The following is a 26,532-nucleotide window of genomic DNA, read 5'->3' on the forward strand; positions in this document are numbered from 1 at the left end:
CTCGAAGTGAACTCGCCCCCCCCGTTGCGAAGCAGTACTTCTCTCTCTTGATCTAGTCACAAGATGAAAGGCTATGTTTGATATTTTCTTCATAACATTCCCACTTATCTTTCATACCAACGACGAGGAATTAATTTCACTGGTGAACCATATTGATCAGATAAATTATTACTCAATAATGAACCACCAATTAAACGACTCGTACCATTCCCTGTCCCTGCAATCGCATGATTTTGAATTCCTGGTCCGTGTTCATCACTTGCATTAGTTTCATTTGAATATTGTCGATTACTTGAACATTGACCAAATGGCATACAGAACAGGCGTACTTTACTCACACCTTGTACCCCACCACCACACTGACCAGTTAAACCTAAACGACTAGAGTCATAGCTACTGATATATAAGTCATAACCAATGGCAGTTGGTGAATAAAACACCTTCTCTTGCTGTGGCTTATTGTTACTGCCCTTAAATTTAAAATACCAACCAGCTGTACTTGCATATGGAGCAATTGGTGTAAGCGGATCGCTTGACGTATCCGATGCTGCTGTTTGATTAAAGCGATTTGCGCTGGTAATTTCATTTAATTTAGATACATCATTGATTGTAGTCGTATTCACTGTCGTATTTTGTGTATTCATCGCTCCAGCTGTTACATATAAATCTGGACGAGCTACATCCTTATCATAAATCGTATATAAAGCATCAAAATTACGGCTTGAACCTACTGAATATTCAACGAGTGGACTACTCAGATCACCACTACCGATTGAAATACCAGCAAATAAATCACTAGATCCCTCATCTTTATAAATCGCAAATGATGGTGCTGCATAAAAGCGAGGGCTAGACCCATCATCGGTATGCATATTGAGCAACCGTGTTGAACGCTGTGCAAAAGCTCCTATCGTTGTCGCATTATTATTGATATCTATACGAAACACTTGACCTGCCAAGTCTCCAAAATATAAATGATCAACCAAACCATCGTTATTACGATCCACAGTTTTGATTTCATTGACCACACTATATTTCATGTTGGCATCTTTCAGTGCAATCACACCACTCGTTGTCGTTGCAGCAGTAGTTGCTGAGGCATTATCACTTGCCCACCACAGTAAATCCCCCGTCAGCGCATCAAACATATAGACACCCGCACCTTTTTTATTGGTTTGGTTATAGTCTTTATTCTCGTATCCTTTGCCATCTACCCCCCCTGTGCGATCGTAGCCACCACCAACAAACATCACTAGCTTACGTGTACCGCCCCATTTGACCCATGAAATACGAGGTTTGGACCAACTCTCGCCCATATATCCCACTGGGTCTGATGAAGAGCCTGTACCTGTTGGATTGATATGAAATTTAAGCTTAGGGTCATTCATATTTTTCAGGTCAAGCGCATAATAGCTACGCCCACCCATGCGCAAACCACCATAAACGAATTGTTTGCCTTGCAAACTTACATCTGAACCATTAACTTGCACGGTCTTACCTGTACCCACCGTCATTTCATCTTTAGTTGAGGTCGGTACATATTCTGTATAGGCTGTCCATGGTGCATCGATACCATAGTACAAATTCGCTTTACCGCCTGTTGAAGCATCAGGAAGCTGAAAAGCGGGTGATTGATTTTCAATCATTTCATGAGGAACAAACGCAAAAACTTCTTTACCACCACCATTATTAGTTGTTTCACCATCAACAATTGTTTCCGAATAGTCTGGCACCTTCACTACATGTAATACACCTTGTGTTGTACCAAACAACACATAGTCCTCACGATTACTAGAAACTATTCTCTCAATTTCATCATCATAACTTAGCGTTCCTTTATTGGACAATAACAAAGGTGATGAATGCATCACAGCTCCAATTTGACGCAACTCAAGTAGCTTCATAATATCTGAGCGTTTAGGGTCATTATCAGCATAATTTAAATCAATACGTGTTAGTGTATCTGATGTAGACTCACTTGCAACACCATCCGTATCCACTGTACGGTTGGTTAATAGCTTTCGTACAGCAATCTGTGCATCAGCAACGATTTCTGTTAACGGTAATTGCGATTTCACCCCCCCCATGCGTGCATAGAGTTCACTGCCCCATACCGTTTCATCTGCATTTTTAATGCTATCAGTATCACTAACAAGGGGAGACCAAAAATCTTTTGTGCCTCCAATCAACTCACCGACACTATTAATGACATCAGCATCATCTTTACCCACTAAACGACCTAAATTGGTCACATGATACTTTTTCATATTCCCCACCCATAAACGACTACCAGCGGTATCATCTATCATTGGGGTTGGCTTGAATTGAGAATAATATGCGTCACTTTGTACAATTACAGGGTCTAGGGGATCCTGTGGAATGGTGGGTGCACCAGTGATGATATAAGGAATATCCACTTCAGGTATCGATTTTCCAAACTCAACAATACGATTAGTCACTGCTTGCGTGTCATCAGCTGAATAATACCCCGCCCCTCCCACTAAACCTGAAAACGCAGCACGATCTTTATCTTTATAAATCCCTGTAAACTTATTTGTACCACCCGCCGCTGCGATAAGATCAGATCGAATCTCCTGTTCTGTTGTCTGCGGATCAGCAATATAGTTCCTAAGATCGGGCAGTCCTAATTTAAATCCTGTACCAAAGCTGACCACAACAGATTTTACTTTTTGATTAATTCTTGTCTTGCCTGCCGCTAACCGCTCTGCTGCCACTGCAGCACATTGCCAAGCAACACCACTACCTGCAGAGTTCCCAGAACCATTTCCTACACACTGCCCAGTAACACCTAAAATTTGTGCATCACGCTCATTCCGCAATACACTATTAAACGATGCCCTAGCCACATCCATATTGTCAGCAACAGGTGAGCCTGCGGTAAGATTAAAGATACCATAACCAGAACAACTCACTGCACCAACTAAATCATTCCCAGCGGCATCCTTTAATAGCCCCACAGCAGCTTCACCAAACCCTTGTGAAATAGGAACGATTTTTTCACCTTCATTAGTCAATGAAATACGTAAAGTTCGTACAATATTACTCAATTCATCTCGACCATTGGTACAATCTGTCAGGTCAGAAGTATCACAAATCACGATTGCACCACTTGCATCCGTTTTATACCATGCTAACGGAATTGGACGTTTTACATTGGCACTTCCATCATCAGTATGTTTGGGAAAATAGCTTAACCCCAATGTAATGCCTGAACCAAGTTCTGGGCTATTGACTACATTGAATACAGCACGCTTTAACATGGTAAAACGGTCATAACATTTATATTGTGTTGGTAGCAAAGAGTTATCAGGTATACATGATCTTCGTATGGCATCCCGATTGAGCTTAGCTCCATTTCTATTCATAGCATCTACAGTCACAGGACAATAATTTGCTGTAAAAGTATAACTACGTGCTGAACCTAGCCCTGAAACAGACGAATAAACTGGAGATGTATAAACCTCTGTTTCAGTTAAGAATTTCTCATTACTTGGACAACCCATATCTGCACCAAAGTCCTCATAAATTGAACCTGGAGACTGTGCACCACTAGAATAGTTTGCCATAAATGTAGAATTATCTAGATTGAGCATAATTCGTGCTTTACCATCAGCCGCCGCTGGCGCCTTATAAATCTCAATATCACTAGCATTATTATTGGCAGAGATGCACAGCATTAACGTGGTTAATACTGAGAGTTTAAATGCCACGACTTGTGTTGTTGTTTTCATTTTCCATTCCCCTCAATATTAAGTTGTACGCACAGGTGGTTGAATCAAAGTATATTCCGTCACTTGTGTGGTGACAGGTACACCCAATGTTTGTAAACACTGCGCTACACTTTTATCTTTGCCCGTATCTGGAGTTACACCATTTGGAATAACTACGATATTCATGTGCGTTTTAAAACACGCATTGATATCCGCATCAGATGCTGAACTCATGGCAGGTACGATAGATGTAGTCATCACTATGATTTTACTTGACTGCATTACTTTAGCTTTGTCGACATCCGTGCCTTTTTGCATATGCTCAAATGGATTTTCGATGCCAGCTAAAGTATCAGCACTAATATCGGTTTTGACCATTACCTGCGTCATTACAGCTTTACGAGCACTAGTAAAAAAATTCTCGGTATCGTCAAGCTGACAAAAACCATCTAAACCTTTCTCTGTATTATCAGGTGCATTGCCTGACACCCACTGTATCGCACTGGCTTTAGAGGAATCAAAAAATGAAGCTTCTGTTCCTCGATAGCAAAACACCAGTTCCTTGCCTTTATTTACATCAAGATTAATCCAGCCAAATAAACCACTCAACGATGTATTCCAAATAATTCTATTCGGGTCTTCACTGTGGAAAATCGCTGAGTCGGAGTTTTGCAACATCAATTGTTGTGCTTGACTATTTGTCGCAATATTTAATGTCGTTAGGCTGCCCCGTATTGCTAAAGTCCCCACAACGGTCATGATAAGCAAAAGGATTAATACAACTATTAATGTCGCACCACGTTGTGTTCTTTTCATTATTCACGCTCCCCAAGTGCATTTCTCAAAGCGACAGTCTGAGAAACAACCTGACGAATATATTTAGGGTCTGTTGATGCCTTCACTTTTACAATTTGATCTAAAACCGTAAATTCCTGATCTGCCTTAACAGCCGACTCATTTCCAACAGACTGAGTAGAACGTACTAACATCCCTAATTGAATAGATAAAATCCGAGGGCGTGGTGCAGTTAGCGCCATGTAGTCTTTAATAGAGAGATATTGATATGTCGTACTAGCAGGCGTACTCGCTGCCGCTGCTACATCACTCTGCACACCTAACAGCACTCTAAATTGATCAACTCGTTTAACAATAATTTCACCAGCATCACCAAAATTTGTAATTGCTGTTGGAGCTGTCGCTGGAATCGTTGCCGCTATTGGAGGAGTTACGGAAGTATCAGCTGAATGAAAATCACCGATCGCATAATAACCCGCATCACATGCTAAAGCTAACGGAGACTCTTCGTTCGTACCTGCATTAGTATCTGTTTTTAAATAATAACGTTGAACATAAATACGAAGATTTTCTGTTTTAGGAAAAAGAATGGAATTACCTTCACAATCAAACCCGCCATCATAATTGGTACCATTAATTGTATATTGTGGTAAATATTGAACCACAAGCTGATCACTACGTAGTTCCGTTCCAGAAGTATCTTCAACATTTGAAATGCCAGTCCATTGATTCCCTGTTCCGACGGCGATTAAACGATCATCACTTTGTGACAATAATTCTGGTGCAAGTGAAATCTCTACTGGAATATTTGGTTTTTTGGTCACTGGTGAAGTTGTACTATCAGTTACCACATCAGCCGAATCACCTGAAGTGAGTACAATACCTCCATACAGTGTTTCATCATTAATTTCCGCTTTTTTTGTATTTAGATTACTCATCCGAATGTCTTTGGTGATGTAATTCAATCCAAAATTTGCATTGTCTTGTAACTCAGCAACACCCTGTTGCATGGCTGCACTACGCTGCCCAGTTATAAACAATAAGATTGCAGCAGCAGTGATTATTAACCCTAATGTAAGAGAAATCATTAACTCAATTAACGTGAAACCTGATTGTTTATTATTCATTTTAGTAGGTCTCCATAATCACACAGGTCGAAGCTGGGTTATAGGCTGTTCCATAGGTACAATCTCCCGAACCAGCAGGGTCACTTGCAGCACTATTTGTCGCACTGGTATCCCCCCAAGCCACATAAATACAATTACGACCGTCACTATTACCGGAACAAGGGAGCATATTAATTGTCATCCCTAAACTTGATGCTTTATTGGAGACTTGTGAAACATCAAAATCAGCAAGTGCAGTGGCACCACATGTAGCTGTTATACAATTCGTTGCATAAGTTTCTTGATTTGCGGCAGTATTAATTTCGCTTTTATAAGTAGTAAGACCATCCCGATTAACACGGATTCGCTCAGCCAAATCACGTGCAATATTCATCGCCTGTACCCGATTAATTGCTTCCGAAGTTGCTTCAACTGCTCTATATTGCAAAGCAACGAATCCGAGGACTCCAATAGCTAAAATAACCAAAGCAACTAATACTTCAATTAAGCCCACACCTTTTTGATTTGATCTATTATTCATGAGCATGTACCTTCAACAACGTGTTGAATTGTCCCCATTTTAGAAATACTTACAGTTTTAGATAATGAGCCAGAATTTTGTTCACACACGGTGAATGAACTATTTGTTGATGCCCAACCGTCAACTAAGCCCGTTGGAAGAAAAGTAATACTTGTCGGCGATCCTGCTTTAAGTACAGTCTTTCCACTTGGCATCCAATTTAATGTCGTAAAATTGGTGCTCGTCGTATCATTAATACTGACATCTGTATCTGCTATATTTGTTGTGTTTAACTTAATCGTAATTTTCTTACGCTCTAAAGCTGCCTTTGCACGGCCTTGATTCAATACAGTAACTAACTCTCGAGTACTTTTATTAAGATTTTGTTTTAGTAAAATTTTACCCATCGATGGCGCAGCTATTACTGCAATAATTGCAAAAACAGCAATGGTCACAATCAACTCAATTAACGTAAATCCTTGACCTACTCGCATTGCTTTGCACCATTTATTTAGAAGTCCTTACTCTAAATATTAAACTTATCTACTACATAACCAATACAAAGTAGATAAGTAACATAAAAAAACGGATGGAGTGCAATCCATCCGTTTTAAGTTCACATTTTTCTTTAAAAATTAGGCTTGTATCACCTGTATACGCAACTCTTTTGGTAGACTAAAAGTAATATTTTCTTCTGTACCTTGTAACTCTTTTGGTGGAGTTGCCCCCCAGTCTTGTAACCGCTGAATTACTTGTTTAATTAGTATTTCAGGCGCTGATGCCCCAGCGGTCACACCAATCTTACTATCCTGCTGAAACCACACTTTTTCAAGCTGATCAGCATTATCTACTAAATATGCAGACTTCCCCATACGCTCAGCCAGTTCGCGTAAACGATTTGAATTAGATGAGTTTGGTGAGCCAACGACAAGCACTACATCACATTGTTCAGCCAAATCACGCACGGCATCTTGACGATTTTGAGTCGCATAGCAAATATCATCTTTGCGTGGCCCTTGAATCTTGGGAAATTTAGCTCTTAACGCATCAATAACTTTTGCAGTATCATCGATTGAAAGCGTTGTTTGGGTAACAAAAGCCACCTTTTCAGGATGCTTAATCATTAGATTATCAACATCTTGCTCATCTTCAACCAAATAAATCTGACCACCTTGAGACTTATCATACTGCCCCATCGTACCTTCTACTTCTGGATGACCTTCATGCCCAATCAAAATCGCTTCAGTCCCTTCACGTGCATATTTAGTCACCTCAATATGTACTTTCGTCACAAGTGGGCATGTTGCATCAAAAACCTTTAAACCACGATGCTCTGCTTCTTGCTGTACCGCTTTAGAAACACCATGTGCGCTAAAAATCACAATAGAGTCATCTGGTACTTGATCTAATTCATCAACGAAAACTGCGCCACGCTGACGTAAGTCATCAACTACAAACTTATTATGAACCACCTCATGCCGAACATAAATCGGTGGATTAAAACATTCCAATGCCCGATTGACGATCGCTATAGCACGGTCAACACCAGCACAAAAACCTCTTGGATTGGCCAACACGATTTCCATAACATTCTCTCTCATGATCTGAATATTTACACCAAACTATTTCGTTTAATGGTGCGCTACACTACAATAGCCAAGATATTTTATCATATCAGGAAAAATATCATGTCGGGTCTATTGTTTGTCGTTTCTGCTGCCTCAGGAACAGGCAAAACATCTTTGGTTAAAGCCCTACTCGATCGAGTCAGCAATTTACACGTTTCTGTCTCACATACAACACGCGATCAACGTCCTGGTGAACTCGATGGTGTTCATTATCATTTTACCAACAAAGAAACATTTTTAGCTCAAGTTGAACAAGGTGGTTTTATCGAATACGCAGAAGTATTTGGAAATTACTACGGTACATCACAAGCTAAAGTTAAAGAACAGCTGCAACAAGGTCATGACGTTTTATTAGAGATTGATTGGCAAGGTGCAGAACAGGTTCGCAGACTTTTTCCTGAATCAAAACAAATTTTTATCCTTCCACCAACACAATATGACTTAAGACAACGTTTGTCTAATCGTGGCACAGATTCAGTGGATGTGATTGAACATCGCCTTAGTTGTGCAGTGGAAGATATGCGTCATTTTTCCAATTTTGATTATGTCATCATCAATGATGATTTCAACAAAGCGGTACATGATCTAGAAGCAATCATCACTGCAAGCCGTCTAGTTACCTTGCAACAAAGCACTCGTCATCAACAGCTGATCGAAAACTTAATTACCCTCAATCGCGAATAACTTGAGTCTTGGATAAAAGCCTTTTATACTATTTAGTCTTTCAAATGTGATGTTCAAACGAGACAACTTATGGCACGTGTAACCGTTGAAGATTGTTTAGACCATGTAGATAACCGCTTCGAGTTAGTACTGGTAGCGAGTAAACGTGCACGTCAACTAGCACGTCAAGGTATGGAACCAACTGTTGAGTGGGATAATGACAAGCCAACCGTAGTTGCATTACGTGAAATCGCAGTAGGTCATGTTACTAAAGATATTTTGAAACAACGTGATCAAGACTACCAAACTTCAAATCTTGATATGGTATTGTCTACAAACTCTCTAAATTTAGAAGGCTTTACTTTTTAAGTAAAACAACCTTTACTTAGAAGCCCATTGTGAAGACACTGGGCTTTTTTGTTTATTGAAAAATTCGGGCTTATATTGGTAAAAACAATATACTTCATTGAAAAAATTTACGATTTTTCATAACGAACAAATTGACAAGTTTATCAATATGCTTTTCATTAGAAGTTAAGCTACCCATTACTGAATTCATGTTATAAAAGGTGTTTTTATGCCAGGCGAAGAGGTCAGCCAAGCCAAGCAACAACTTAAAGTTATCGTTGATGCCTATCTAAAAGATAGTGACGTTCAACAAGTGCTTGCTGCCTGCGATTTCGCTGATCTGGCACATAGTGGCATTACCCGTAAGAGCGGTGAACCCTATGTATTACATCCTATTGCCGTCAGTTGTATCTTGGCCCATATGCGTCTCGATGCTGACACACTTATGGCTGCTTTATTACATGATGTGATCGAAGATACCGAATTTACCAAAGATGAAATCGGTGAAAAATTTGGAATTGTTGTTGCCGAACTTGTTGATGGTGTAACTAAACTTAGCCATTCAAGTGATAAGGAATATAACAAAGCGGCATCTTTTCGAAAAATTCTGCAAGCGACCCTACAAGATCCGCGTGTCATTATTATTAAATTAGCAGACCGCTATCACAATATGACGACGCTTGATGCATTGCGTCCAGATAAGCGTGCACGTATCGCCCAAGAAACCTTTGATATTTTTGTGCCAATGGCTCGTCTCGTTGGTATGAATGAGATGGCCGACAATTTAGAACATCTTTGCTATCAGAATCTTGATTTAGATATGTTTAATGATGTTCAGTCAGCATTGTTAGAAACTAAACCTAAACGCTGTGAGTACCAAGCTGTTTGGGAGCAGAAACTCTCAGGCTTACTCGATACTTACGACATTAAAGGCCGCATTAAAAAGAAAAATAACAATATTGAATTACTACGCCACTTTGTAAAAAATGAAATTGATTTAAACGAACTCAGCCATAGCCATGCTTTCGAAATTATTCTGCAAAGCATTGCTGACTGTGACCGTTTAGTTGAAGCACTTAAAGCTAATTTTCAAGTATTACAATATAAAGATTATATTCGTCGCCCCCTACCAGGTGGCAATCAATCATTAATGATCAAATTAAAAGGTGAGAAAACCACGCTTTCCCTCACCATTCAAACAGAGCTGATGCGTAAAGCGGCCCGTTTTGGCGTGGTACTTGGTGAAAATGCGCCTCAAGCTTGTCGATCAGCGATTCAAGCCTCAATGCAGAATTTAAACACTTTAATTGATAGTGATTGTGCAAAAACCACCTTTAGCGATCTATTAGATTATTTACATCAAGAGAAGATTTGGGTTTATACACCACATGGGCAACTTCATGAGCTACCTCAAGGTGCAACCGTTGTCGATTTCGCATATTCAGCAAGCCTATTTCTAGGTAATCATGCTGTCGGTGCAAAAATTGATGGTGAGATTCGTCCACTTTCAACACCACTACATAGCGGACAAGTGGTTGAGATTATTACTGATGTTCTCGCCACACCAAACCCAGATTGGCTGAGCTTTATCAATACGCAAAAAGCACGACGCGCGTTACAAAATATGTTGCGAGATCAGGATATTGAAGAGCAGCGTTTGGTTGGACAACAGGCATTGAATCGAGCATTAAAATTATTTAATCGTTCCATTAATGATCTCTCTCCAGCAGACTGGATCAATGTCCTCGAATGGCGTCATTTAAGTAGTAAAGATACCTTATTCGAGCAAATTGCAGTAGGTGATTTATTACCTCAACTCGTTGCTAACCATCTGTTTGCACAAGATTATCATTCAAATCATCACGAGACATCTGAGCGTTTAATTTTAGGTACAGATGGTGTTGATGTAAAATATGCACATTGTTGCAATCCAGTCTTAGGTGATCCAATCCAAGGGCATCTTTCTCGTCGTGGATTAATTGTACATCGCTCACGTTGCCGCAACTTATTGCATGAACAACATCTTCATCCTGAAAATATAATGCCACTGCACTGGCAAGCAGAAGAAGTCGATGATGTACGTTTCAGTGCATATCTATGCATTCATATGGCAATGAATGATGAACAAATATCAGATTTAATTTACCAGTGCCGTAAAGCAAAGACTGGTGTCGAAATGGTCGAATCCCAAGATCAAAAAACCTATGTCAATATTGTTGTGAGCAATCGAAATCAAATCGCTCAAATAATTCGTGATTTACGTATGCATTTTGGTTTTCCGCGAATCGAACGTCTCAATATGCCAATTGTGCAAGCAGATGTCGCCAAAGCCTGATAACACTGCCTATTGTTTAGAGATTTATCACTTTTATATCAAATGTATAATTTTTAAAATTAACTTAAATCAAGAGCGACTAAACAGTATTCAACAGTTCCGTGATAACACTTTTGTGTTAAAGTCTCTTTGTTTCGAGATAAAAAGGACATAGGAGAGCTTAATGTCACGTCAAGTCATTCATACTGAACACGCCCCTGCTGCTATTGGAACTTATTCACAAGCAATTTTAGTTGGCAACACGCTCTACCTTTCTGGCCAAATCGGCTTAGATCCTTATAGTATGGAACTTGTTGATGGGATTGAAGCACAGATTCGTCGTGTATTTGATAACCTCAAAGCTGTATGTACTGCCGCAGGTGGCAGTCTAGCGGACATTGCTAAGCTCAATATTTTTCTTACAGACTTATCTCATTTCCAGCTTGTTAACCAAATTATGGGCGAATACTTTGCGCAACCTTACCCTGCTCGAGCTGCTCTTGGTGTTGCAAGCTTGCCTAAAGGCGCTTTGGTAGAAATGGATGGTATCGTTATCATTCCATAATTTATCATTTAAAACCAAATATATAAATTCAAAACCCATTTATAAAATACCAGTACCTCCTGAACAAAAATCCAACGATAACTCGGATTTCCACTCAAGAGGTATTTTTTTATCCAAATTCTCAATAAGAATAAGTCAGCTATTGGAATGAAATTCATTGACAAACGATAATAATTATCAATAATATCAATTATCGCATTTATATTTGTAGATCACTCCCATGTACGTGTGTTTATGCCGTGGAATTACAGATCAAGATATCAAAGACGCTATTGCAAATGGCGCTGAGAGCTATCGTGAAATTCGCGACTTACTCGACTTAGGAACATGCTGTGGTCGTTGTGCTCCAGAAGCACGCGCAATTATTAGCGATGAATTAGCTGAAATTGCTGCTCGCATATCAATCGCAGCTTAACCGAATATTTCTCTACACTGTTGCGACTCCACCGCTTTCAATAGATCTTAGGTTCTACAGTGAAGCGGTTTTTTTATGATCATTGAAACTATTCCATCAATTAGTGTCCAGTCTTCATCTTTCTGATTGTGATTTTCATTTGCCGTTCTATAAATTACTCGCAAGATTATAATATGTTGATTAAGATAATATAAATTGTCTTAGTCAATAAGGCATCATTTGGTGGATATGGAGTAAGTGTAATGAAAGGCAATCGTGAAGTTATTAATCAACTGAATCAGGTGCTTTATCACCATTTAACTGCAATTAACCAATACTTCTTACACTCACGCATGTTTAATGACTGGGGAATTGAACAATTAGGTTCTGCGGAATACAAAGAGTCTATTCGCCAAATGAAACACGCGGATAAAATTATTGAACGTATTCTCTTTTTAGAAGGACTACCAAACCTACAGCATTTAGGTAAGCTCTATATCGGACAACACACTGAAGAAGTTTTAAATTGTGATATTCGCAAAGTAAAAGAGAATATCGAGGCATTAAAGCAAGCTGTTGAACTATCAGAAACACAACAAGACTATGTAACTCGTGATTTAGTTCAAGAAATTCTAGAGAAAGAAGAAGAATACTGGGACTGGTTAGACACTCAATTAGATCTTATTGAGAATGTTGGTATTGAAAACTACATCCAAAGCCAAATTTAATAAAAAAGCCCTTTTTTGAAAGGGCTTTTTTATTTCTAGCGACTATTTAATTCAACAATTTCCGCTAAACTAATTTTCTGCTTATATAACCGCTGTAAGACCAATAAATATCGCTCAGCCTCTTCAGCTTTCTGATTATATGCAAGGAGTTGAGCATACTTCTTCAGGTTGTATGGAGTCGCTTTATTTTTTACCATTTCACCCAGTAGACTCAAGTCATGTTCCGACATTTTAGTTTTAGGATTTAAAGCAATCCAATCTAATCGCTTTTGAAACTGCGTCAGAATCAAGATTTTTGAACTACCCAAAATTTCTTCTGTTGGCTGCTTACCTTTAAAGACCAGTCGACTGTTGTCTTGGAAAAGCTTGTAGTCTCTCCAAATCAAAAGAAAAACAACCAGTGCTATCACCGCAATACAACGGGTCACATTTTTATTGAGCATGATACTTTTTAGGTTTGGTGTTTGGGCTTGCACCAAACCTAATAAAAAACCTAAAGGTAATAAAAAATAAGCATAACGCTGAGGAAATTCGAGTAGGGCATGAATTAAGATTGCACTTACCATGAGTAATACAATGATAGACGTCATATCTTTCGCATTTTTACTCAACCAAAACAACCACAATGCCATATATGTAATAATCAAAAGACCAAGCGGCACCCCATTCCAAACCAGCAGATCCAAAAAAATATTATGTGCACTGTTAAACCACATAGACACTGTATTAAATTGAATACTTTCGACTACCGCTATACTTGTTTGGTTCCAACCATACCCTCCCCATGGCTGCAAGCTGATTGCATGTAGAATTTGCTCCCACATTCCTATACGCTCATGTCCTCGACTAGCACGCTCAATGACTGAAGCAGTGTGCTTAATACCAGTATTGACCTGCTCGAACATCATCCATTGCGTCAATAATGGCAGTAAATAGCTCGAGATCAGTACAAAAGCTGCACACCACAATACAAGCTTAGGAAAATTCAATCTTGGATTATTTTTATATTGTTTAAAAATCCAATAAAAAAAGACAAAAATCAATACAAGCCACGAAGTACGTGACTGAGTTAAACAAATAGCTAATAGCATCAATAAACTAGAAGGAATCAACAATAATAATGAAGCTTTATTCTTTTCATAAAGATATAATGCCCCCATTACCCCCATAATTAAAAAGGTCGCTAAATTATTAGGTTGTCCAAAATTGGCATAGGGTCTATTGCCTCTTAACTGCATGACACCATAGAGGGTTGACTCAAAGTTCAACCATTGTAAGATAGCAGAACAACTACTAAGTAAACCTACTATCAGCAATAAGCCACTTATGCCTAGCATGATTCTTTCACGCTGTTCTGATTGCAAAGATAAGTTATATCCAATAACAATCATCAGCCAAAACATAATGAGATATGAAAAGCTTAAGAATGCAACACTAAAATCAGTGATTAACCCAAAACCATATTGAATTAGAGGAATTAAAGTAAAAAACAGCATCAAAATTTGAGGACGAGCAATTTTTATATTTTTATTAAAAAAAATAGCAATCAGTGCCAAACCAGCACCAAAACTTGCCAACTCACTCGAGAACATCACCCAAGGATAAGTATGAAATGGCGAGAGCCAAGCGAAAGCAAATAAGATACTGGCGACAATAAGACAGAGGATTTGCATAGGAAATCATATAAAAAGCACTTAGCACCATCATACAGTAAAGTGCTTTCTGTAACTTAGAGTAAGTCAAATAAATAACATTGAACCTCTAAAAATAGAAGCCTTCTTTCATTTCAATTTACATCACAAGATACGTGATAAATTTCGTCTATTCTTGGACTGCCACCACTCTCCTAGACAAATTTGGTCTATTCTTTTTGCTTAGGAGATTTCATTATGAGTGGGAAACGATATACCACAGAATTTAAAGATGAAGCTGTTAAATTGATTACCGAACGTGGATATTCTGTCAGTGATGTAGCAGAGCGTTTAGGGGTATCACAACACAGCATTTATAAATGGCTAAAGGCCGTACAGCCTTTACGCAATAATCCCGATGAACATGAACTGCTAGAGGCAAAGAAAGAAATCCTTCGCCTTAAAAGTCAGCTCAAACAAACTGAAGAGGAACGGGATATTCTAAAAAAGGCCGCAAGGTACTTTGCAAGCCTGCCCGAGTAAAGTATCAGTTTATCCTTGAATACAGCCATCAATTTAAAATTAAAACGATGTGTCAGGTTTTTAAGATCGCTCGTGCTGGCTATTACGCCTAGTTGCATGAACTGGAATCAGGCAGGACTATTGAAGATAAGCGGTTATTACAGCTCATCCGTACTTCTTACGATGCTAGCGCCGCATTACTCTGGATATTAAAGAGCTGGGGGAAAGCTATGGGTCTAATCGTGTGTTGAAGATCATGAAGAACAATAGCATTGCCGCTGTTCGAGGATATAAAAAGCATAAGAGTTATGGCTGTGGTCGTCCTCAAATTGTTCCACCAAATCACTTAAATCGAGAGTTTGTTGTAAACATGCCTGATACCTCTTGGGTGACTGATATTACCTACATCCGCACCTGGCAAGGTTGGTTGTATCTGGCTGTAGTTCTTGATTTATATTCAAGAAAAGTAATCGGTTAGTCAATGAAACCGACTGTTGCGAAGGATATCGTTTTGGATGCTCTTCTTATGGCAGTATGGCGACGCAGGCCAAATGACCCTGTGATCATACATTCAGATCAAGGCTCACAATATAGCAGTGAAGACTGGCAGGAATTCTGTCAGAAGCATAATTTGGTTCCGAGTATGAGTCATCGAGGAAACTGTTGGGATAATGCTGTTGCAGAATCATTTTTAGCAGCTTACAGAAGGAAAGAATTAAAAATAGGATCTATAAAACACGAAAAATGGCACGAGCAGATGTATTTGATTACATCGAGATGTTTTACAATCGGATTAGGCGCCATTCGTATCTCGACGGAATGAGCCCAGAAGCATTTGAGCCAGCTTCAAAATGAAGTTGTCTCGTGTCTAGGATATTGGGAGCAATCCATACCATGACCTCACTAGATACCCCAGTTAAATAAAAAATTAACTTAAAAACACACAAATCAGATACAATTTAAATGAGCTTATAACCTCTTAAAACTATGTCTAAAAAAATACTGATTGTTACCCGCAATCTCCCTCCACTAGTTGGTGGCATGGAACGTTTAAACTGGCATATTGCAGATGAGCTATCTAATGATCATAAAGTCGTTTTGATTAGCCATAAGCAAGCTCAATCTAGTGCTCCATCTAAAGTAGTTTTCTATGGTGTTCAACTAAATCCATTACCTATTTTTCTTATACTCGCCTTTATTAAAACTTTTTGGGTTTGTATAATACAACGTCCAGATATTCTTTTTGCAGGAAGTGGTTTAACTGCACCAATCACTGTTTTCTGGGCAAAAATCTTTAAAAAGAAAAGTATGGTTTATCTTCATGGTTTAGATATAGGCACAAATAATAAAATTTATAATAGTATATGGGTTCCTTTTATCCGACATGCAAATAAAATCATTGCAAATAGCTCCCCTACGTATGAACTTTGTTTAAGAAAAGGGATTCAAAAAGAAAAAATTAATATCATTCATCCTGGAGTGAGCTATCCTGCAAAGCCCATAAATTTAGCATTGATAAATCAACTTACACAAAAATATCAGCTACACAATAAAAAAGTTCTTATTTCTGTAGGTCGTTTAACACAACGTAAAGGATTAAATGAATTTATTGATTTAAGCTTCTCACAAGTTGTAAAAGAGTTACCTCAAACAATACTCGTCATTATCGGAGATACACCCCTTCATTCCCTGAATAAAAATCTACAATCCAAAGAATTAATTTTATCGACAGCAAGAAAACATGGTATAGAAAATAATATCATCTTTACTGGGAATATTAGTAATGATGAGCTTTTGTCTAGTTTCTATTATTTAGCTGATCTACACATTTTCCCTGTTAAGCATATTCATGAAGATCCTGAAGGTTTTGGTATGGTTGCAATTGAAGCAGCAGCACATGGCACTCCTACAATCACTTTTGCAACGGGAGGTATTGTTGATGCTGTACAACATGGAAAAACTGGCTTTTTAATTGAAAATCAGGACTATCAAGCTTTAACACAAACAACTCTAGACTTTTTACAAGATGAGTTATTAATAGATAAAATGCTATGTAGCAATGCCGCTGAACAATTTGCATGGTATCATTTGTCAGAGAAATTTAATAGTCTTACAAGTTTCATAGATAATCACACATGAAAATTAACAAAAAAGACCCTATTCATTGGTTTATATTATTTATATTTAGCATAAACATTGTACTATGCATTATATATAAATTTATCTCTAAAAAAAACAACAATACAATTGTTTTATATGGGCATAAATTAAATGGAAATTTAAAAGCTTTATATGATAACAAAAACAAAGATGTTTGTAATTTCTATTTTTTAACAATAGACCCTACCTATTATAAAGAGTTAAAAAAACAAAATATAAATGTATTAAGTGGAATGAAACTTAAAGATATATTTACTGTAGCACAATCTCCTCTCATCATCAGTGATCATGGATTACATAGCCTCATCTTCTTCCTAAAATTTACTGATATTAAATTTATAGATGTTTGGCATGGCATTCCATTTAAAGGGTTTGATAAGAATGATTTCAAGGTACAACATCAATATGATGAAGTTTGGGTTACATCTAAATTGCTCAAAGAAATATATGTGAAAAAATTTGGATTTAGTATAAATAAAGTTAAACTAATAGGTTATACGAGAACTGACATTTTAGTCCATAAAAATATAAATACATTAGAAATAAAGAAGTCAATAGGCATTCCGGTTCATCTTTTAGATAGAAAAATTATTTTATTTGCACCAACATGGGTACAAGATGACAAACATCGTAATATTTTCCCATTTCAACAAGATGAAACTATTTTTTTACAACGCCTAAACCAACTTTGTCTGCATACGAATAGTATCTGTCTACTAAGGAAACATCTAAACACACCTATAGCACAACAAAAATATCCTGAGTTTATATTTGATTGCTCATATGCCAAATTCCCAGATGCAGAATCTATTCTACTAATCAGTGATATTCTTGTCTGTGACTGGTCTTCTATTGCATTTGATTATTTATTGTTAGATCGACCTACTATTTTTTTAGATGTTCCAGCACCCTTTTCAAAAGGATTTTCTCTAGATAAAAATTATAGATTTGGACATATTGTATCTTCTGTAGATGATTTATTTCTTAGCTTAGAAAAATACTTATTAAATCCAGAGCTATATATAGAAAAATATACGGAAACATCTCTAAAAATTAAAGAAGCTCTTTATGATGACCTAGCAGATGGTCAGGTTGTTGAAAGAGCAAATATACAAATCCAAAAACTACTTAATCTCTAATTTTTTCAATAATTGCAGTCGTAGATATAGCTGGCGTTCTGGGTAGATACATAATTCGACACAACTGCTGTAAATGATCAAATTTCCCCTCCCAATCATCTCCCATCACCAAAATATCTGCATGGTATTGCTGAATGTATTCTGCTTTTAATTCCAAAGATTCTTCCAGAAAAATTTCATCTACACAGCGCAAATTCTTAATAATTTCAATGCGCTCATCTTGACTATATACAGGAAATCTAGCTTTTTTTGAAAAATTAAGCTGATCACTTGATACTCCTACAATTAAATGGCTACCTAGTTCTTTTGCTCTCTGCAAAATACGTAAATGCCCCACATGAAAAACATCAAAAGTACCAAAGGTTATTACTCGTAAGTTATTCATTTATATTACTTGTCTCTATACACTTATAAAATTGATTTAATGCATACATATTATGCTGTACAAAATCATATCGCTTTTGAGGTATTTTGTTCGCAAGAGCCGCCAGCATACCGTGAACCAAACCATCCGTACTATTTTCAACAACAAGCCCATATCCTTCTTGAAGCAACTCACTTGGTCCTGGAATATCTGTAGATATAATTGGTAATTCTAATTGCATAGCTTCATATAGTACCAATCCAATAGCTTCATAAAAAGAAGAAAACACAAAAGTATCCATTTGTTGAATTAATGGAAAAGGGTTCTCTGACCCAACAATAATAAAGATTGAATTTTGTGCCCTAGATTTTTTTATAACATCTCGAATTTGATTAAGAATAGGACCATAACCACCTATTAAAAACAGTTGCATATCCTGATTATCTATCCAAACTTTTTCAAAAGCTTTGATTAGTCTTATCTGACCTTTTTCTGGAGCAAATCGACCAACATTAACAAATCTAAAACTTTTCTTACTTACTAAAGCATTTTCAACATTAGCATAATCCGGCGCAGTGTTACCTTCAAGGAATGCAGTTTCAATAAGTGCCAAACTTTTTTCCTTCACATCAAGAAGAAGAGGATTAGGGACATAAACTACTTTACTACTATAATCATAAATTGCCCCACAAAATGTGGTCTCCAACCCTTCTCTAACTACAGCAACTGTGTCTGCTGACTGATAGGATAACTTTAACAATCTTGTATCTGCAATTTTATTCGAAGCTATTTCTCCCAACATATCACTATGAACATAAATAACTTTTTTATAATCTATCCCAAGCGAAAGAAGAGCAACTTTCCATGAATAACCATTAAAATTTATAAAAACATCAAATTTAGCATCCCCCACAACCCTCCGGTATTCATTTTTCCAAACTTTACTCAATATTTTACAATCATTTCCCCAATCTTTTTTAAATAAATACACTAGTGCTGCTTTTACTGCTTGAATAGGACCAATATAAACACTTGACTTATAGGGAATATATTTAATATCTTTAGGTAAAGATCTAAAATAAATATCCGATTGATCTAAATTATATCCAATATCAGCTAATATAGTAACGTCATATCTTTCGAGATTAATCATTGAGAGTAGTGTTTTAAATGAACGAGTAATCCCATTATTCTGAAGTGCCCCAGTATAGATAAACACTCTCTTTTTATTTTTTTCTCCTTTACATTGGTATACATCTACCTCATGCTCCTTATTAAAAAATACATTACATAAGCTACGTGTATTATCCCCTTTATCCCAAGCACAAAATTTATCAACAAAATCTGAATATTTTTTAGTTAATGAAAAATTAACTATACTATTAATATTTATTAAAAGCTTTAATAATGACTGTTGATTTTCTGCTCGTTGAAAAGGTAGCTCGTCTAACTTCATATACATATTGCGATCAGAACGGTAAGCTTCTTCATCAGGTGTATACAAGTAAATAGGGCGCAACGTCGTTGCAAAATCAAACATCACTGAAGAATAATCTGTTACTAATGCGTGACAAACGGCTAAATGCGAATATGCTTCACATGTATCAGGAAAACACTTTATACGACTATAACTAGATAATTCTATGTATCCTTGTACCATAGGATGAAGACGCACCCAAAATGTAATATGTTCTGGGAGTTGAGCATCAAGATACGTGAATAGTAATTTTAGCTCTTCAATGAGTTTAAGTGATGCTTCTTTTTGATCTGCGAAATTCCCACGCCATGTTGGCATAAATGCAATATTAATTTGATTTTGACTTAGTGTTTGATGACGTGATGCAAACAGTATATCATTTCTCGGATACCCACTTCGAATAACCTCTCCTTCCCAAATATTACGAAGCATATAAGAATCCAAGATAATCTTTTCTGTATATGAATTTGGGGCAAGCAAATGATTACTATGAAAAAAATTTCTCTGAATATTTGAAATATGCGAAAAAGTCTCATTAGCTACATCACGTCCTAATGCTTTTAGTGGTGTACCATGCCAAGTATTTAAATATTTTTGTTCAGATCGACGATTAAAATATAATGGAAAACTTGTATCATTAATTAACCACTTACATGTAGCTAAATGGAATGCATAAGAAAAACTATATGGCTTAATAATCGTAATTTTTTTTGTATTTAATTGCTTTAATAACCATTTTTTTCGATGAAATGGCCCCACCATGACCAAGTGAAAATCTTTAAAATTTGGATTATTGGCTAAATATTTAGCAATATAAAAAGGGTTTCCACCAAAGTCTTTTCCATGGTGTGACTCCAAAAATATATACTTATCTTTTACAGAAAAAATATCGCACATCAGATTATAGAAATAACCATAAATAAAACGGCGAGTTAATATAGATTTAAAAATCCTATAGATACGACTAAAAAACTTGAACATATTCATTCTCTTTTCAAACTATATTCATAGAGTTTGGATAAAAAATTGGAATTTCTATAGAAAACCAGTTATTAATTTTATATCCTTGTTTAATTTTCCATGAATTGAATACCCCCTAGTTCAAAAGTATCAGCCTACTGTTCAAAATTTTTACTAGTACAAAATAAACAATATATTTAGATCATTGTATTATCTATGTATGCCATCTCAAAAATATGAAAACTTTCAATATTTTTTAATAAGCTCATCAATTTATATTCTCTAAATTTAATAAAAGATCACATCTTGCAACTACACTTTCCCTATGAGCAATAATCACCATTGTTTTTTTTCCATCTAAACTTTGGATTGCTTCAGTCACAGCTTGCTCTGTCTCATTATCCAGTGCACTTGTTGCTTCATCCATAAAAATAATTTCAGGATTTTTATACAATGCGCGTGCAATTCCGATCCGTTGTCGCTGCCCCCCAGAAAGCATAATACCTCTTTCCCCAATTTTTGTCTCGTATCCATTCTTTAAAACATCAATAATAAAATCATGTATTTGTGCCGCCTTTGCAGCAGCAAAAACAGCATTCATATCTATCTTGCTTTTTTCAATACCAAAAGCAATATTCTCTGTTACTGTTGAATCAGCTAGATAAATAAACTGAGGTACATAACCAATGTATCGCTGCCACTGATTGGCATTAGCTGCTGTGATTGCAATACCATCTACTAACAATTGTCCCTGTTGAGGATGTAATAATCCTAATAAAATATCCATTAAGGTACTTTTACCTGAACCACTACGACCAATGATTCCTAAACTCGTATTCTTTTGAATATTTAAGTTAAATTCATGCAATACAGGTTGATCCAAACATGATGGATAAGCATAACTCACATTTTTAAGCTCGATACTATGCTCAAATGTTATTATTTTTTCACTCACTAAATTTCTGTTAGAGTAATCATCTAATTGTAAATCTAAACGAATTTTCTCAAAAGTTTTTGAAGCAAATTTCATCTTTGCAACAGCTCGATAGATATTTTGTGCCGCAGGCAACATTCTATAGGCAGCAAAACCATACAAACCTAAAATAGGTAAGATCGTTTCAATACTATTCGACAATACAACCAAACTCATAGAAAGAATAATTAGACTACAATAGCCCACAGCTTCAACTATATGTAGAGGAACCTGACTCACTGTATTATTTGTTGCTAAATGTCGTGCATATAAACGTGATTGACAACTAAAGGATTCTAAATAATGTGAACCTGCATTATTAATTTTTACATCCTTAATACCACTAAAAACTTCTTGGCATGCTTTATATCGCTCTTTATTTGCCAATTGGAATTCCTGACCAATTTTTTCTAAAAGTTTTTTTACTATTGAAAAAATTAAAAAATACACTCCCCCAAGAGCACAAATTACGACTACTGCCATAATAGGATGATATATAAAGACAATAATAACCATTGCTAATAAGACAAGACCATAAGAAATAATCTGTAAGACTGGCTGAATAATACTATTAATTAATTGGTCAACTTCAGATAAAATATTTTTTGAGAGCTCTGAACTATTTTTCTGTATAAAAAATTCATAATCTTGTTTCAGATAAATTGCTAATAGTCTTGTCGCAAGATAATGTCTTTGCAAGCTAGAAAATCGGCTTAATACATACTGATTAACTATCTTAAATCCTGCAGAGAATAGGACTATTCCCATAGAAACTAGGCCTAACCGGATGATAAAGTCTTTATAATCACTAACAGAAAATAAAACATATATGCTATGAATAGCCTTATTGGTATTTACAATATCAGGATTTGCTAAGACAGCAAGAAAAGGCATAATTGAAAGTACGCCTGCACTTTCAATGCAAGCCATAACAATCGTAAAAACAAGCACAATAAGAAATTTACGCTTATCTAATGAAGATAAAATTTGCCAAAGCTGATTAAAGTTATTAAACACCATCTATCTCGATTGATCATCTTTATACATTAGTGCTGTGACCTGCTCTGAGATTAATCCCATTAAGAAAATCATTATACTTCCTGTATATAGTAAAGCACTCATGTTAGTAAATCTATGAAATTCATAAAGTGTATAACTATACCAACCTGTTGCCATCAGGAATAGAATTACTGCTATTGGCAAGAACATCTTTAAAGGGGAAAATAGAGTTGCTATTTTAAAGATTATTAAGAAAAAACGTATCCCATCTTTTATTGGATGGATATGACTTTTTCCAATCCGTTTAGCCGCATGAATGGGAATATAGGTAACAGAATAACCTGCACGAAAAAAAGCCATGGTACTGGTGGTTGGATAAGAAAAGCCATTCGGCAATAGATATAAAAACTCTCTAAACTTTGCTGCTCTTACTGCTCGAAACCCCGAAGTTAAATCTTCAACTTGGTGTTCTGTCATATAAGTTGCAAGGTTATTATATAAAGCATTGGCAACACCGCGCCCAACACTGGCTTGTGAACCTTTTTGTCTTGCTCCCACAACAAGGTCATAACCCTGTTCAATTTTTTCTATTAAACGAGGAATATCTTGTGGATCATGTTGACCATCAGCATCCATAAAAACAATCACATCACCAATAGCCGTTCTAGCACCTGTTTTAATTGCCGCACCATTTCCTTTTGAATAAGGATGAGAAATAACTTTTGCACCAGCCTGTTCAGCAACAGTTTTTGTATCATCTAATGAACCATCATTGATAACAATAATCTCAAAAGCTAGATTTAACTGCTTTATTTTCTCAATGGTTTTTCCAATTGCAACAGATTCATTTTTAGCAGGTAATACAATACTTATCATCAACTTATTCATTTGGAACATCTGCCCTAATTGTATTTCTCAGTGCAAAAATTTCTTTGTCGTAATAGCTTCGCTCTCTTTTCAAATCTTTATCAGATTGCTTGCGATACGCTACTTCTACTTGATCCAACAATTCTAAAGCTAAACGTTGATAGCCAGCATTCGCTAACAAAGTTACCATAACAATTCCGTCAGCTACATCATTGGCTATATGAAATGCTTTTTCATAATTTTCATATGCTTCTTTGGGCTTTTGTTGCGCTGCAAAAATTTGAGCTTTAGAAAAATATACCAACCCTTTTAAATTACGAACTTTTAAATATGATGAATCTGGCTCTATTAAAGAATCCAAAATTGAAACTACATCATTTCCATACAAATTAAGCAATGTTGGTTGATCCAAGACACTTAATACTACATGCTGCATCATTGCCATCGCTTGTATATCAGCATGATGACCAGGAATTGCATTTTTTAAATTTGTAAAGTCTTGATGAGAAACACTACCAATTGCTATTTTTTGCAACAATAACTGAAAGGCTAACAAACCGCTATCTGGTCGAAGGTTAATTGCATTTATTAGTACCTGATTAGCCTGCCCATAAGACTTTTGTGCCATGTACTGCTGCGCCATAAAACTCTGTGCTCTAGGCGAATTTGGGCTTTTTTCTGCCCAATAATATTTTAATTTTTCTGAATCAGCCCAAAGGTTACTACGCTGTAAGGTCATCACAGCTAAGACAGTCAAAATTGAGATTGAAAGAAAAATGACGATCTTAACTTTGATAAATGATTTAAGGTTATATATACCTAATGCACACGGCAGAAATAAAAATGAAGCTGGAAAGTAGTTTCTATGCTCAAAATATAATTCTAGATTAATAATCGTTGACTCTATTAAATGACCAGCAAAGAAAAATAAAATAGCTAATGACACTAACGGTTGTTTTCTTCTAATAACAATTGCCAATACAATTAATAAAGTAATAATAAAAAATGAAATAAAAGTCGCAACTGGACTAAATAAATCCTTTGATATTAAAAAACCATCTTGATACAACCCATATCCCTCTATCCGAGGTATAAATATCTGAATCAAATAATCACACAGAATTCGACTTTCACTTAATAATCGCTCCAACTGGGTAAAATTTCTTCTATCTAAAATTTGACCGGAAAAATCAATGTGCTTGAGTATAATTCCTACAAGAATAATCGATGGAACACCTAAGCATAGTGCTCTCCACTGCCATATCGGTTTATTTTTATTATTAGGATTACAAAACTCTACCACCAAAATCAACAATGGCAATAATGCTCCATTTTCTTTACTAAAAGTTGCTAAAAGTGTTGAAATCCCCAAAGACAGTGTCATAAATATATAGGCTTTCAAGGGTTTAGAGTTAATATACTCTCTACTGTAAAAGTATCCGATCATTCCTAATAAGCTAAACAACATTGCCAACTGCGTCATACGCTGTACAACGTACAATGTAGTTGAGACAAAGAATGGGTGCAACAACCAAAAACTTGCCGCTAAAAGACTAACCCAAACTGCTTGATTTCTTCTATACCCATATGCAACTAATATCATCCTCATTACGATAAAAAGTAAGGTTCCACAAATTAAGTGTAAAATGATGTTAATACATTTAAATATCATAGGATTTGACGGCCAACTATCAGCTGTTAACCAAAAGCTTGCTAATGCAATCGGTCTACCTGTAGGCCCAGAAAATCCACTTAAAATAAAACGTTTCGCATTTTCCCAATCATGTAAATCACCATATTTTGTCATAGCCCCCAAGTTTGGATAGTCATCAAACAAAAAACCTCCAAACATACCAGGTAAGTAGACTAAAAATGTTAGGAATATAATGGCGAAAAAAGACCAATACGCTAAATTATTTTTATGCTCATTCATCATAAAATCAACAAGGTTTAATTATGAATAAAAAAGAGGCTGCTTAGCCTCTTTTTTATATTAAACAGTATTATTGAACTGCTTTAGGAATGTATTTAGTATCTAAATTAGTAGTACCACCAGCTCTAACTTTTAAAGAACCATTACCAAGCACATCTAGCTGTAAAATCTTGCTTTGAATTTGTTTAGATACACCAGTTGATTGATAAGTTGCTGTAATAATACAACCTGTTGGAGTTGTATCAGTTGCTGTACTTGTCACATTACCGCCACTTACAACTACAGATGCAGCGTATTTCCCACTCAAACTACTAGTACCACATACACCATCCTGCATATTATCAGCCACTTCAGACTTCAAGCCACCTGCCAAAGATACCCCTTCAGATGCTTGTGAACGTGCAATATAATCTTGATAAGCAGGAATCGCAATCGCAGCCAAAATACCGATGATTGCAACTACGATCATTAATTCAATAAGAGTAAAACCCTTTTGCATTGATTTCATAACATTTCTCCAATGTATAAATTTTTATAAGCTTTTATTAGCTACTTGTATTCAGCATGTTTCATGCCAGTCCTTAGCTTAGCTAATTTTAACTCAAAAAAACAGAGACTTAAAAGAATAATAAGGAGTTTCGTTCACAAGCTTTTTTTGACAAAAAAAAATAAATAATGACAAATAATGTCACTAAAACTCATTTTTCATTCTGCA

General features: G+C 36.2%; 21 protein-coding genes and 1 pseudogene. 9 read left to right on the forward strand and 13 right to left on the reverse strand.

Annotation, left to right across the window (positions count from 1 at the left end):
* Positions 1 to 104: 104 nt before the first annotated feature.
* The 6 genes from IO68_RS28890 to ispH form a co-directional block, all read right to left on the reverse strand.
* Positions 105 to 3,752 (reverse strand): hypothetical protein, encoded by a 3,648-nt coding sequence (locus IO68_RS28890; RefSeq protein WP_023013818.1) that lies wholly within the window; start codon positions 3,750 to 3,752, stop codon positions 105 to 107.
* A gap of 18 nt (positions 3,753 to 3,770) precedes the next feature.
* The gene (locus IO68_RS28895) at positions 3,771 to 4,547 is read right to left on the reverse strand and encodes a PilX N-terminal domain-containing pilus assembly protein (RefSeq protein ID WP_023013819.1); all 777 of its coding nucleotides are present in this window, start codon (positions 4,545 to 4,547) and stop codon (positions 3,771 to 3,773) included.
* On the reverse strand, positions 4,547 to 5,653 hold the full coding sequence (locus IO68_RS28900) for a PilW family protein (RefSeq protein ID WP_023013820.1): 1,107 nt from the start codon (positions 5,651 to 5,653) through the stop codon (positions 4,547 to 4,549). The genes IO68_RS28895 and IO68_RS28900 overlap by 1 nt, the downstream gene beginning before the upstream one ends.
* A 1-nt stretch (position 5,654) precedes the next feature.
* The gene (gene pilV, locus IO68_RS28905; RefSeq protein WP_023013821.1) at positions 5,655 to 6,173 is read right to left on the reverse strand and encodes a type IV pilus modification protein PilV; all 519 of its coding nucleotides are present in this window, start codon (positions 6,171 to 6,173) and stop codon (positions 5,655 to 5,657) included.
* Positions 6,170 to 6,646: a GspH/FimT family pseudopilin gene (locus IO68_RS28910; RefSeq protein ID WP_023013822.1), complete on the reverse strand. Its 477-nt coding sequence runs from the start codon at positions 6,644 to 6,646 to the stop codon at positions 6,170 to 6,172. Before IO68_RS28910 ends, pilV begins: the two co-directional genes overlap by 4 nt.
* A gap of 141 nt (positions 6,647 to 6,787) precedes the next feature.
* On the reverse strand, positions 6,788 to 7,738 hold the full coding sequence (gene ispH / locus IO68_RS28915; RefSeq protein WP_023013823.1) for a 4-hydroxy-3-methylbut-2-enyl diphosphate reductase: 951 nt from the start codon (positions 7,736 to 7,738) through the stop codon (positions 6,788 to 6,790).
* A 102-nt stretch (positions 7,739 to 7,840) separates the two neighbouring features.
* On the opposite strand from ispH, the gene gmk reads away from it, so the two are divergent.
* From gmk to bfr, 6 genes are all read left to right on the forward strand, one after another.
* Positions 7,841 to 8,464 (forward strand): guanylate kinase, encoded by a 624-nt coding sequence (gene gmk / locus IO68_RS28920; protein ID WP_023013824.1) that lies wholly within the window; start codon positions 7,841 to 7,843, stop codon positions 8,462 to 8,464.
* 69 nt (positions 8,465 to 8,533) lie between these two features.
* Entirely contained in the window at positions 8,534 to 8,812 is a 279-nt protein-coding gene (gene rpoZ / locus IO68_RS28925; protein WP_004877793.1) for a DNA-directed RNA polymerase subunit omega, read from the forward strand.
* 208 nt (positions 8,813 to 9,020) lie between these two features.
* The gene (locus IO68_RS28930) at positions 9,021 to 11,126 is read left to right on the forward strand and encodes a RelA/SpoT family protein (protein ID WP_023013825.1); all 2,106 of its coding nucleotides are present in this window, start codon (positions 9,021 to 9,023) and stop codon (positions 11,124 to 11,126) included.
* Between the two features lie 163 nt (positions 11,127 to 11,289).
* Positions 11,290 to 11,670: a RidA family protein gene (locus IO68_RS28935; protein ID WP_004641286.1), complete on the forward strand. Its 381-nt coding sequence runs from the start codon at positions 11,290 to 11,292 to the stop codon at positions 11,668 to 11,670.
* Positions 11,671 to 11,890: 220 nt separating this feature from the next.
* Positions 11,891 to 12,085: a bacterioferritin-associated ferredoxin gene (locus tag IO68_RS28940; RefSeq protein WP_023013826.1), complete on the forward strand. Its 195-nt coding sequence runs from the start codon at positions 11,891 to 11,893 to the stop codon at positions 12,083 to 12,085.
* Positions 12,086 to 12,327: 242 nt separating this feature from the next.
* Entirely contained in the window at positions 12,328 to 12,792 is a 465-nt protein-coding gene (gene bfr, locus IO68_RS28945) for a heteropolymeric bacterioferritin subunit Bfr (protein ID WP_004877797.1), read from the forward strand.
* 35 nt (positions 12,793 to 12,827) lie between these two features.
* Here bfr and IO68_RS28950 read toward each other — a convergent pair whose 3' ends face one another.
* A complete protein-coding gene (locus tag IO68_RS28950; RefSeq protein ID WP_023013827.1) occupies positions 12,828 to 14,465 on the reverse strand; it encodes a PglL family O-oligosaccharyltransferase in 1,638 nt (545 codons plus the stop codon).
* 216 nt (positions 14,466 to 14,681) lie between these two features.
* On the opposite strand from IO68_RS28950, the pseudogene IO68_RS28960 reads away from it, so the two are divergent.
* The 3 genes and pseudogenes from IO68_RS28960 to IO68_RS28970 all read left to right on the forward strand — a co-directional run bounded on the left by IO68_RS28960 (position 14,682) and on the right by IO68_RS28970 (position 18,244).
* Positions 14,682 to 15,800, forward strand: a pseudogene (locus IO68_RS28960) (IS3 family transposase).
* Positions 15,801 to 15,986: 186 nt separating this feature from the next.
* Positions 15,987 to 17,084, forward strand: a complete 1,098-nt coding sequence (locus tag IO68_RS28965) for a glycosyltransferase family 4 protein (protein WP_227502894.1) — start codon at positions 15,987 to 15,989, stop codon at positions 17,082 to 17,084.
* A complete protein-coding gene (locus tag IO68_RS28970) occupies positions 17,081 to 18,244 on the forward strand; it encodes a CDP-glycerol glycerophosphotransferase family protein (RefSeq protein WP_023013830.1) in 1,164 nt (387 codons plus the stop codon). Before IO68_RS28965 ends, IO68_RS28970 begins: the two co-directional genes overlap by 4 nt.
* Here IO68_RS28970 and IO68_RS28975 read toward each other — a convergent pair.
* The 6 genes from IO68_RS28975 to IO68_RS29000 all read right to left on the reverse strand — a co-directional run bounded on the left by IO68_RS28975 (position 18,234) and on the right by IO68_RS29000 (position 26,316).
* Positions 18,234 to 18,629: an adenylyltransferase/cytidyltransferase family protein gene (locus tag IO68_RS28975; RefSeq protein WP_023013831.1), complete on the reverse strand. Its 396-nt coding sequence runs from the start codon at positions 18,627 to 18,629 to the stop codon at positions 18,234 to 18,236. The two genes, IO68_RS28970 and IO68_RS28975, sit on opposite strands and share 11 nt — an antisense overlap.
* Positions 18,622 to 21,072: a glycosyltransferase gene (locus tag IO68_RS28980; RefSeq protein WP_023013832.1), complete on the reverse strand. Its 2,451-nt coding sequence runs from the start codon at positions 21,070 to 21,072 to the stop codon at positions 18,622 to 18,624. The genes IO68_RS28975 and IO68_RS28980 overlap by 8 nt, the downstream gene beginning before the upstream one ends.
* Before the next feature lie 241 nt (positions 21,073 to 21,313).
* Positions 21,314 to 23,038, reverse strand: a complete 1,725-nt coding sequence (locus tag IO68_RS28985) for an ABC transporter ATP-binding protein (protein ID WP_023013833.1) — start codon at positions 23,036 to 23,038, stop codon at positions 21,314 to 21,316.
* The gene (locus IO68_RS28990) at positions 23,039 to 23,905 is read right to left on the reverse strand and encodes a glycosyltransferase family 2 protein (RefSeq protein WP_031234856.1); all 867 of its coding nucleotides are present in this window, start codon (positions 23,903 to 23,905) and stop codon (positions 23,039 to 23,041) included.
* Positions 23,898 to 25,820, reverse strand: coding sequence for a hypothetical protein (locus IO68_RS28995; protein WP_227502895.1), 1,923 nt, complete (start codon positions 25,818 to 25,820; stop codon positions 23,898 to 23,900). The genes IO68_RS28990 and IO68_RS28995 overlap by 8 nt, the downstream gene beginning before the upstream one ends.
* Before the next feature lie 67 nt (positions 25,821 to 25,887).
* Positions 25,888 to 26,316, reverse strand: coding sequence for a pilin (locus tag IO68_RS29000; RefSeq protein ID WP_413540717.1), 429 nt, complete (start codon positions 26,314 to 26,316; stop codon positions 25,888 to 25,890).
* Positions 26,317 to 26,532: the final 216 nt, after the last annotated feature.

It is taken from the genome of Acinetobacter sp. COS3 (assembly GCF_000475335.1).
GTDB classification, from domain to species: Bacteria; Pseudomonadota; Gammaproteobacteria; order Pseudomonadales; family Moraxellaceae; genus Acinetobacter; species Acinetobacter venetianus.

Excerpts from the sequence above, each read along its gene's own strand:
- IO68_RS28890 (WP_023013818.1), bottom strand. The coding sequence starts at position 3,752 with ATGAAAACAACAACACAAGTCGTGGCATTTAAACTCTCAGTATTAACC.
- IO68_RS28895 (WP_023013819.1), bottom strand. The coding sequence starts at position 4,547 with ATGAAAAGAACACAACGTGGTGCGACATTAATAGTTGTATTAATCCTT.
- IO68_RS28900 (WP_023013820.1), bottom strand. The coding sequence starts at position 5,653 with ATGAATAATAAACAATCAGGTTTCACGTTAATTGAGTTAATGATTTCT.
- pilV (WP_023013821.1), bottom strand. The coding sequence starts at position 6,173 with ATGAATAATAGATCAAATCAAAAAGGTGTGGGCTTAATTGAAGTATTA.
- IO68_RS28910 (WP_023013822.1), bottom strand. The coding sequence starts at position 6,646 with ATGCGAGTAGGTCAAGGATTTACGTTAATTGAGTTGATTGTGACCATT.
- ispH (WP_023013823.1), bottom strand. The coding sequence starts at position 7,738 with ATGGAAATCGTGTTGGCCAATCCAAGAGGTTTTTGTGCTGGTGTTGAC.
- gmk (WP_023013824.1), top strand. The coding sequence starts at position 7,841 with ATGTCGGGTCTATTGTTTGTCGTTTCTGCTGCCTCAGGAACAGGCAAA.
- rpoZ (WP_004877793.1), top strand. The coding sequence starts at position 8,534 with ATGGCACGTGTAACCGTTGAAGATTGTTTAGACCATGTAGATAACCGC.
- IO68_RS28930 (WP_023013825.1), top strand. The coding sequence starts at position 9,021 with ATGCCAGGCGAAGAGGTCAGCCAAGCCAAGCAACAACTTAAAGTTATC.
- IO68_RS28935 (WP_004641286.1), top strand. The coding sequence starts at position 11,290 with ATGTCACGTCAAGTCATTCATACTGAACACGCCCCTGCTGCTATTGGA.
- IO68_RS28940 (WP_023013826.1), top strand. The coding sequence starts at position 11,891 with ATGTACGTGTGTTTATGCCGTGGAATTACAGATCAAGATATCAAAGAC.
- bfr (WP_004877797.1), top strand. The coding sequence starts at position 12,328 with ATGAAAGGCAATCGTGAAGTTATTAATCAACTGAATCAGGTGCTTTAT.
- IO68_RS28950 (WP_023013827.1), bottom strand. The coding sequence starts at position 14,465 with ATGCAAATCCTCTGTCTTATTGTCGCCAGTATCTTATTTGCTTTCGCT.
- IO68_RS28965 (WP_227502894.1), top strand. The coding sequence starts at position 15,987 with ATGGAACGTTTAAACTGGCATATTGCAGATGAGCTATCTAATGATCAT.
- IO68_RS28970 (WP_023013830.1), top strand. The coding sequence starts at position 17,081 with ATGAAAATTAACAAAAAAGACCCTATTCATTGGTTTATATTATTTATA.
- IO68_RS28975 (WP_023013831.1), bottom strand. The coding sequence starts at position 18,629 with ATGAATAACTTACGAGTAATAACCTTTGGTACTTTTGATGTTTTTCAT.
- IO68_RS28980 (WP_023013832.1), bottom strand. The coding sequence starts at position 21,072 with ATGAATATGTTCAAGTTTTTTAGTCGTATCTATAGGATTTTTAAATCT.
- IO68_RS28985 (WP_023013833.1), bottom strand. The coding sequence starts at position 23,038 with ATGGTGTTTAATAACTTTAATCAGCTTTGGCAAATTTTATCTTCATTA.
- IO68_RS28990 (WP_031234856.1), bottom strand. The coding sequence starts at position 23,905 with ATGAATAAGTTGATGATAAGTATTGTATTACCTGCTAAAAATGAATCT.
- IO68_RS28995 (WP_227502895.1), bottom strand. The coding sequence starts at position 25,820 with ATGATGAATGAGCATAAAAATAATTTAGCGTATTGGTCTTTTTTCGCC.
- IO68_RS29000 (WP_413540717.1), bottom strand. The coding sequence starts at position 26,316 with ATGCAAAAGGGTTTTACTCTTATTGAATTAATGATCGTAGTTGCAATC.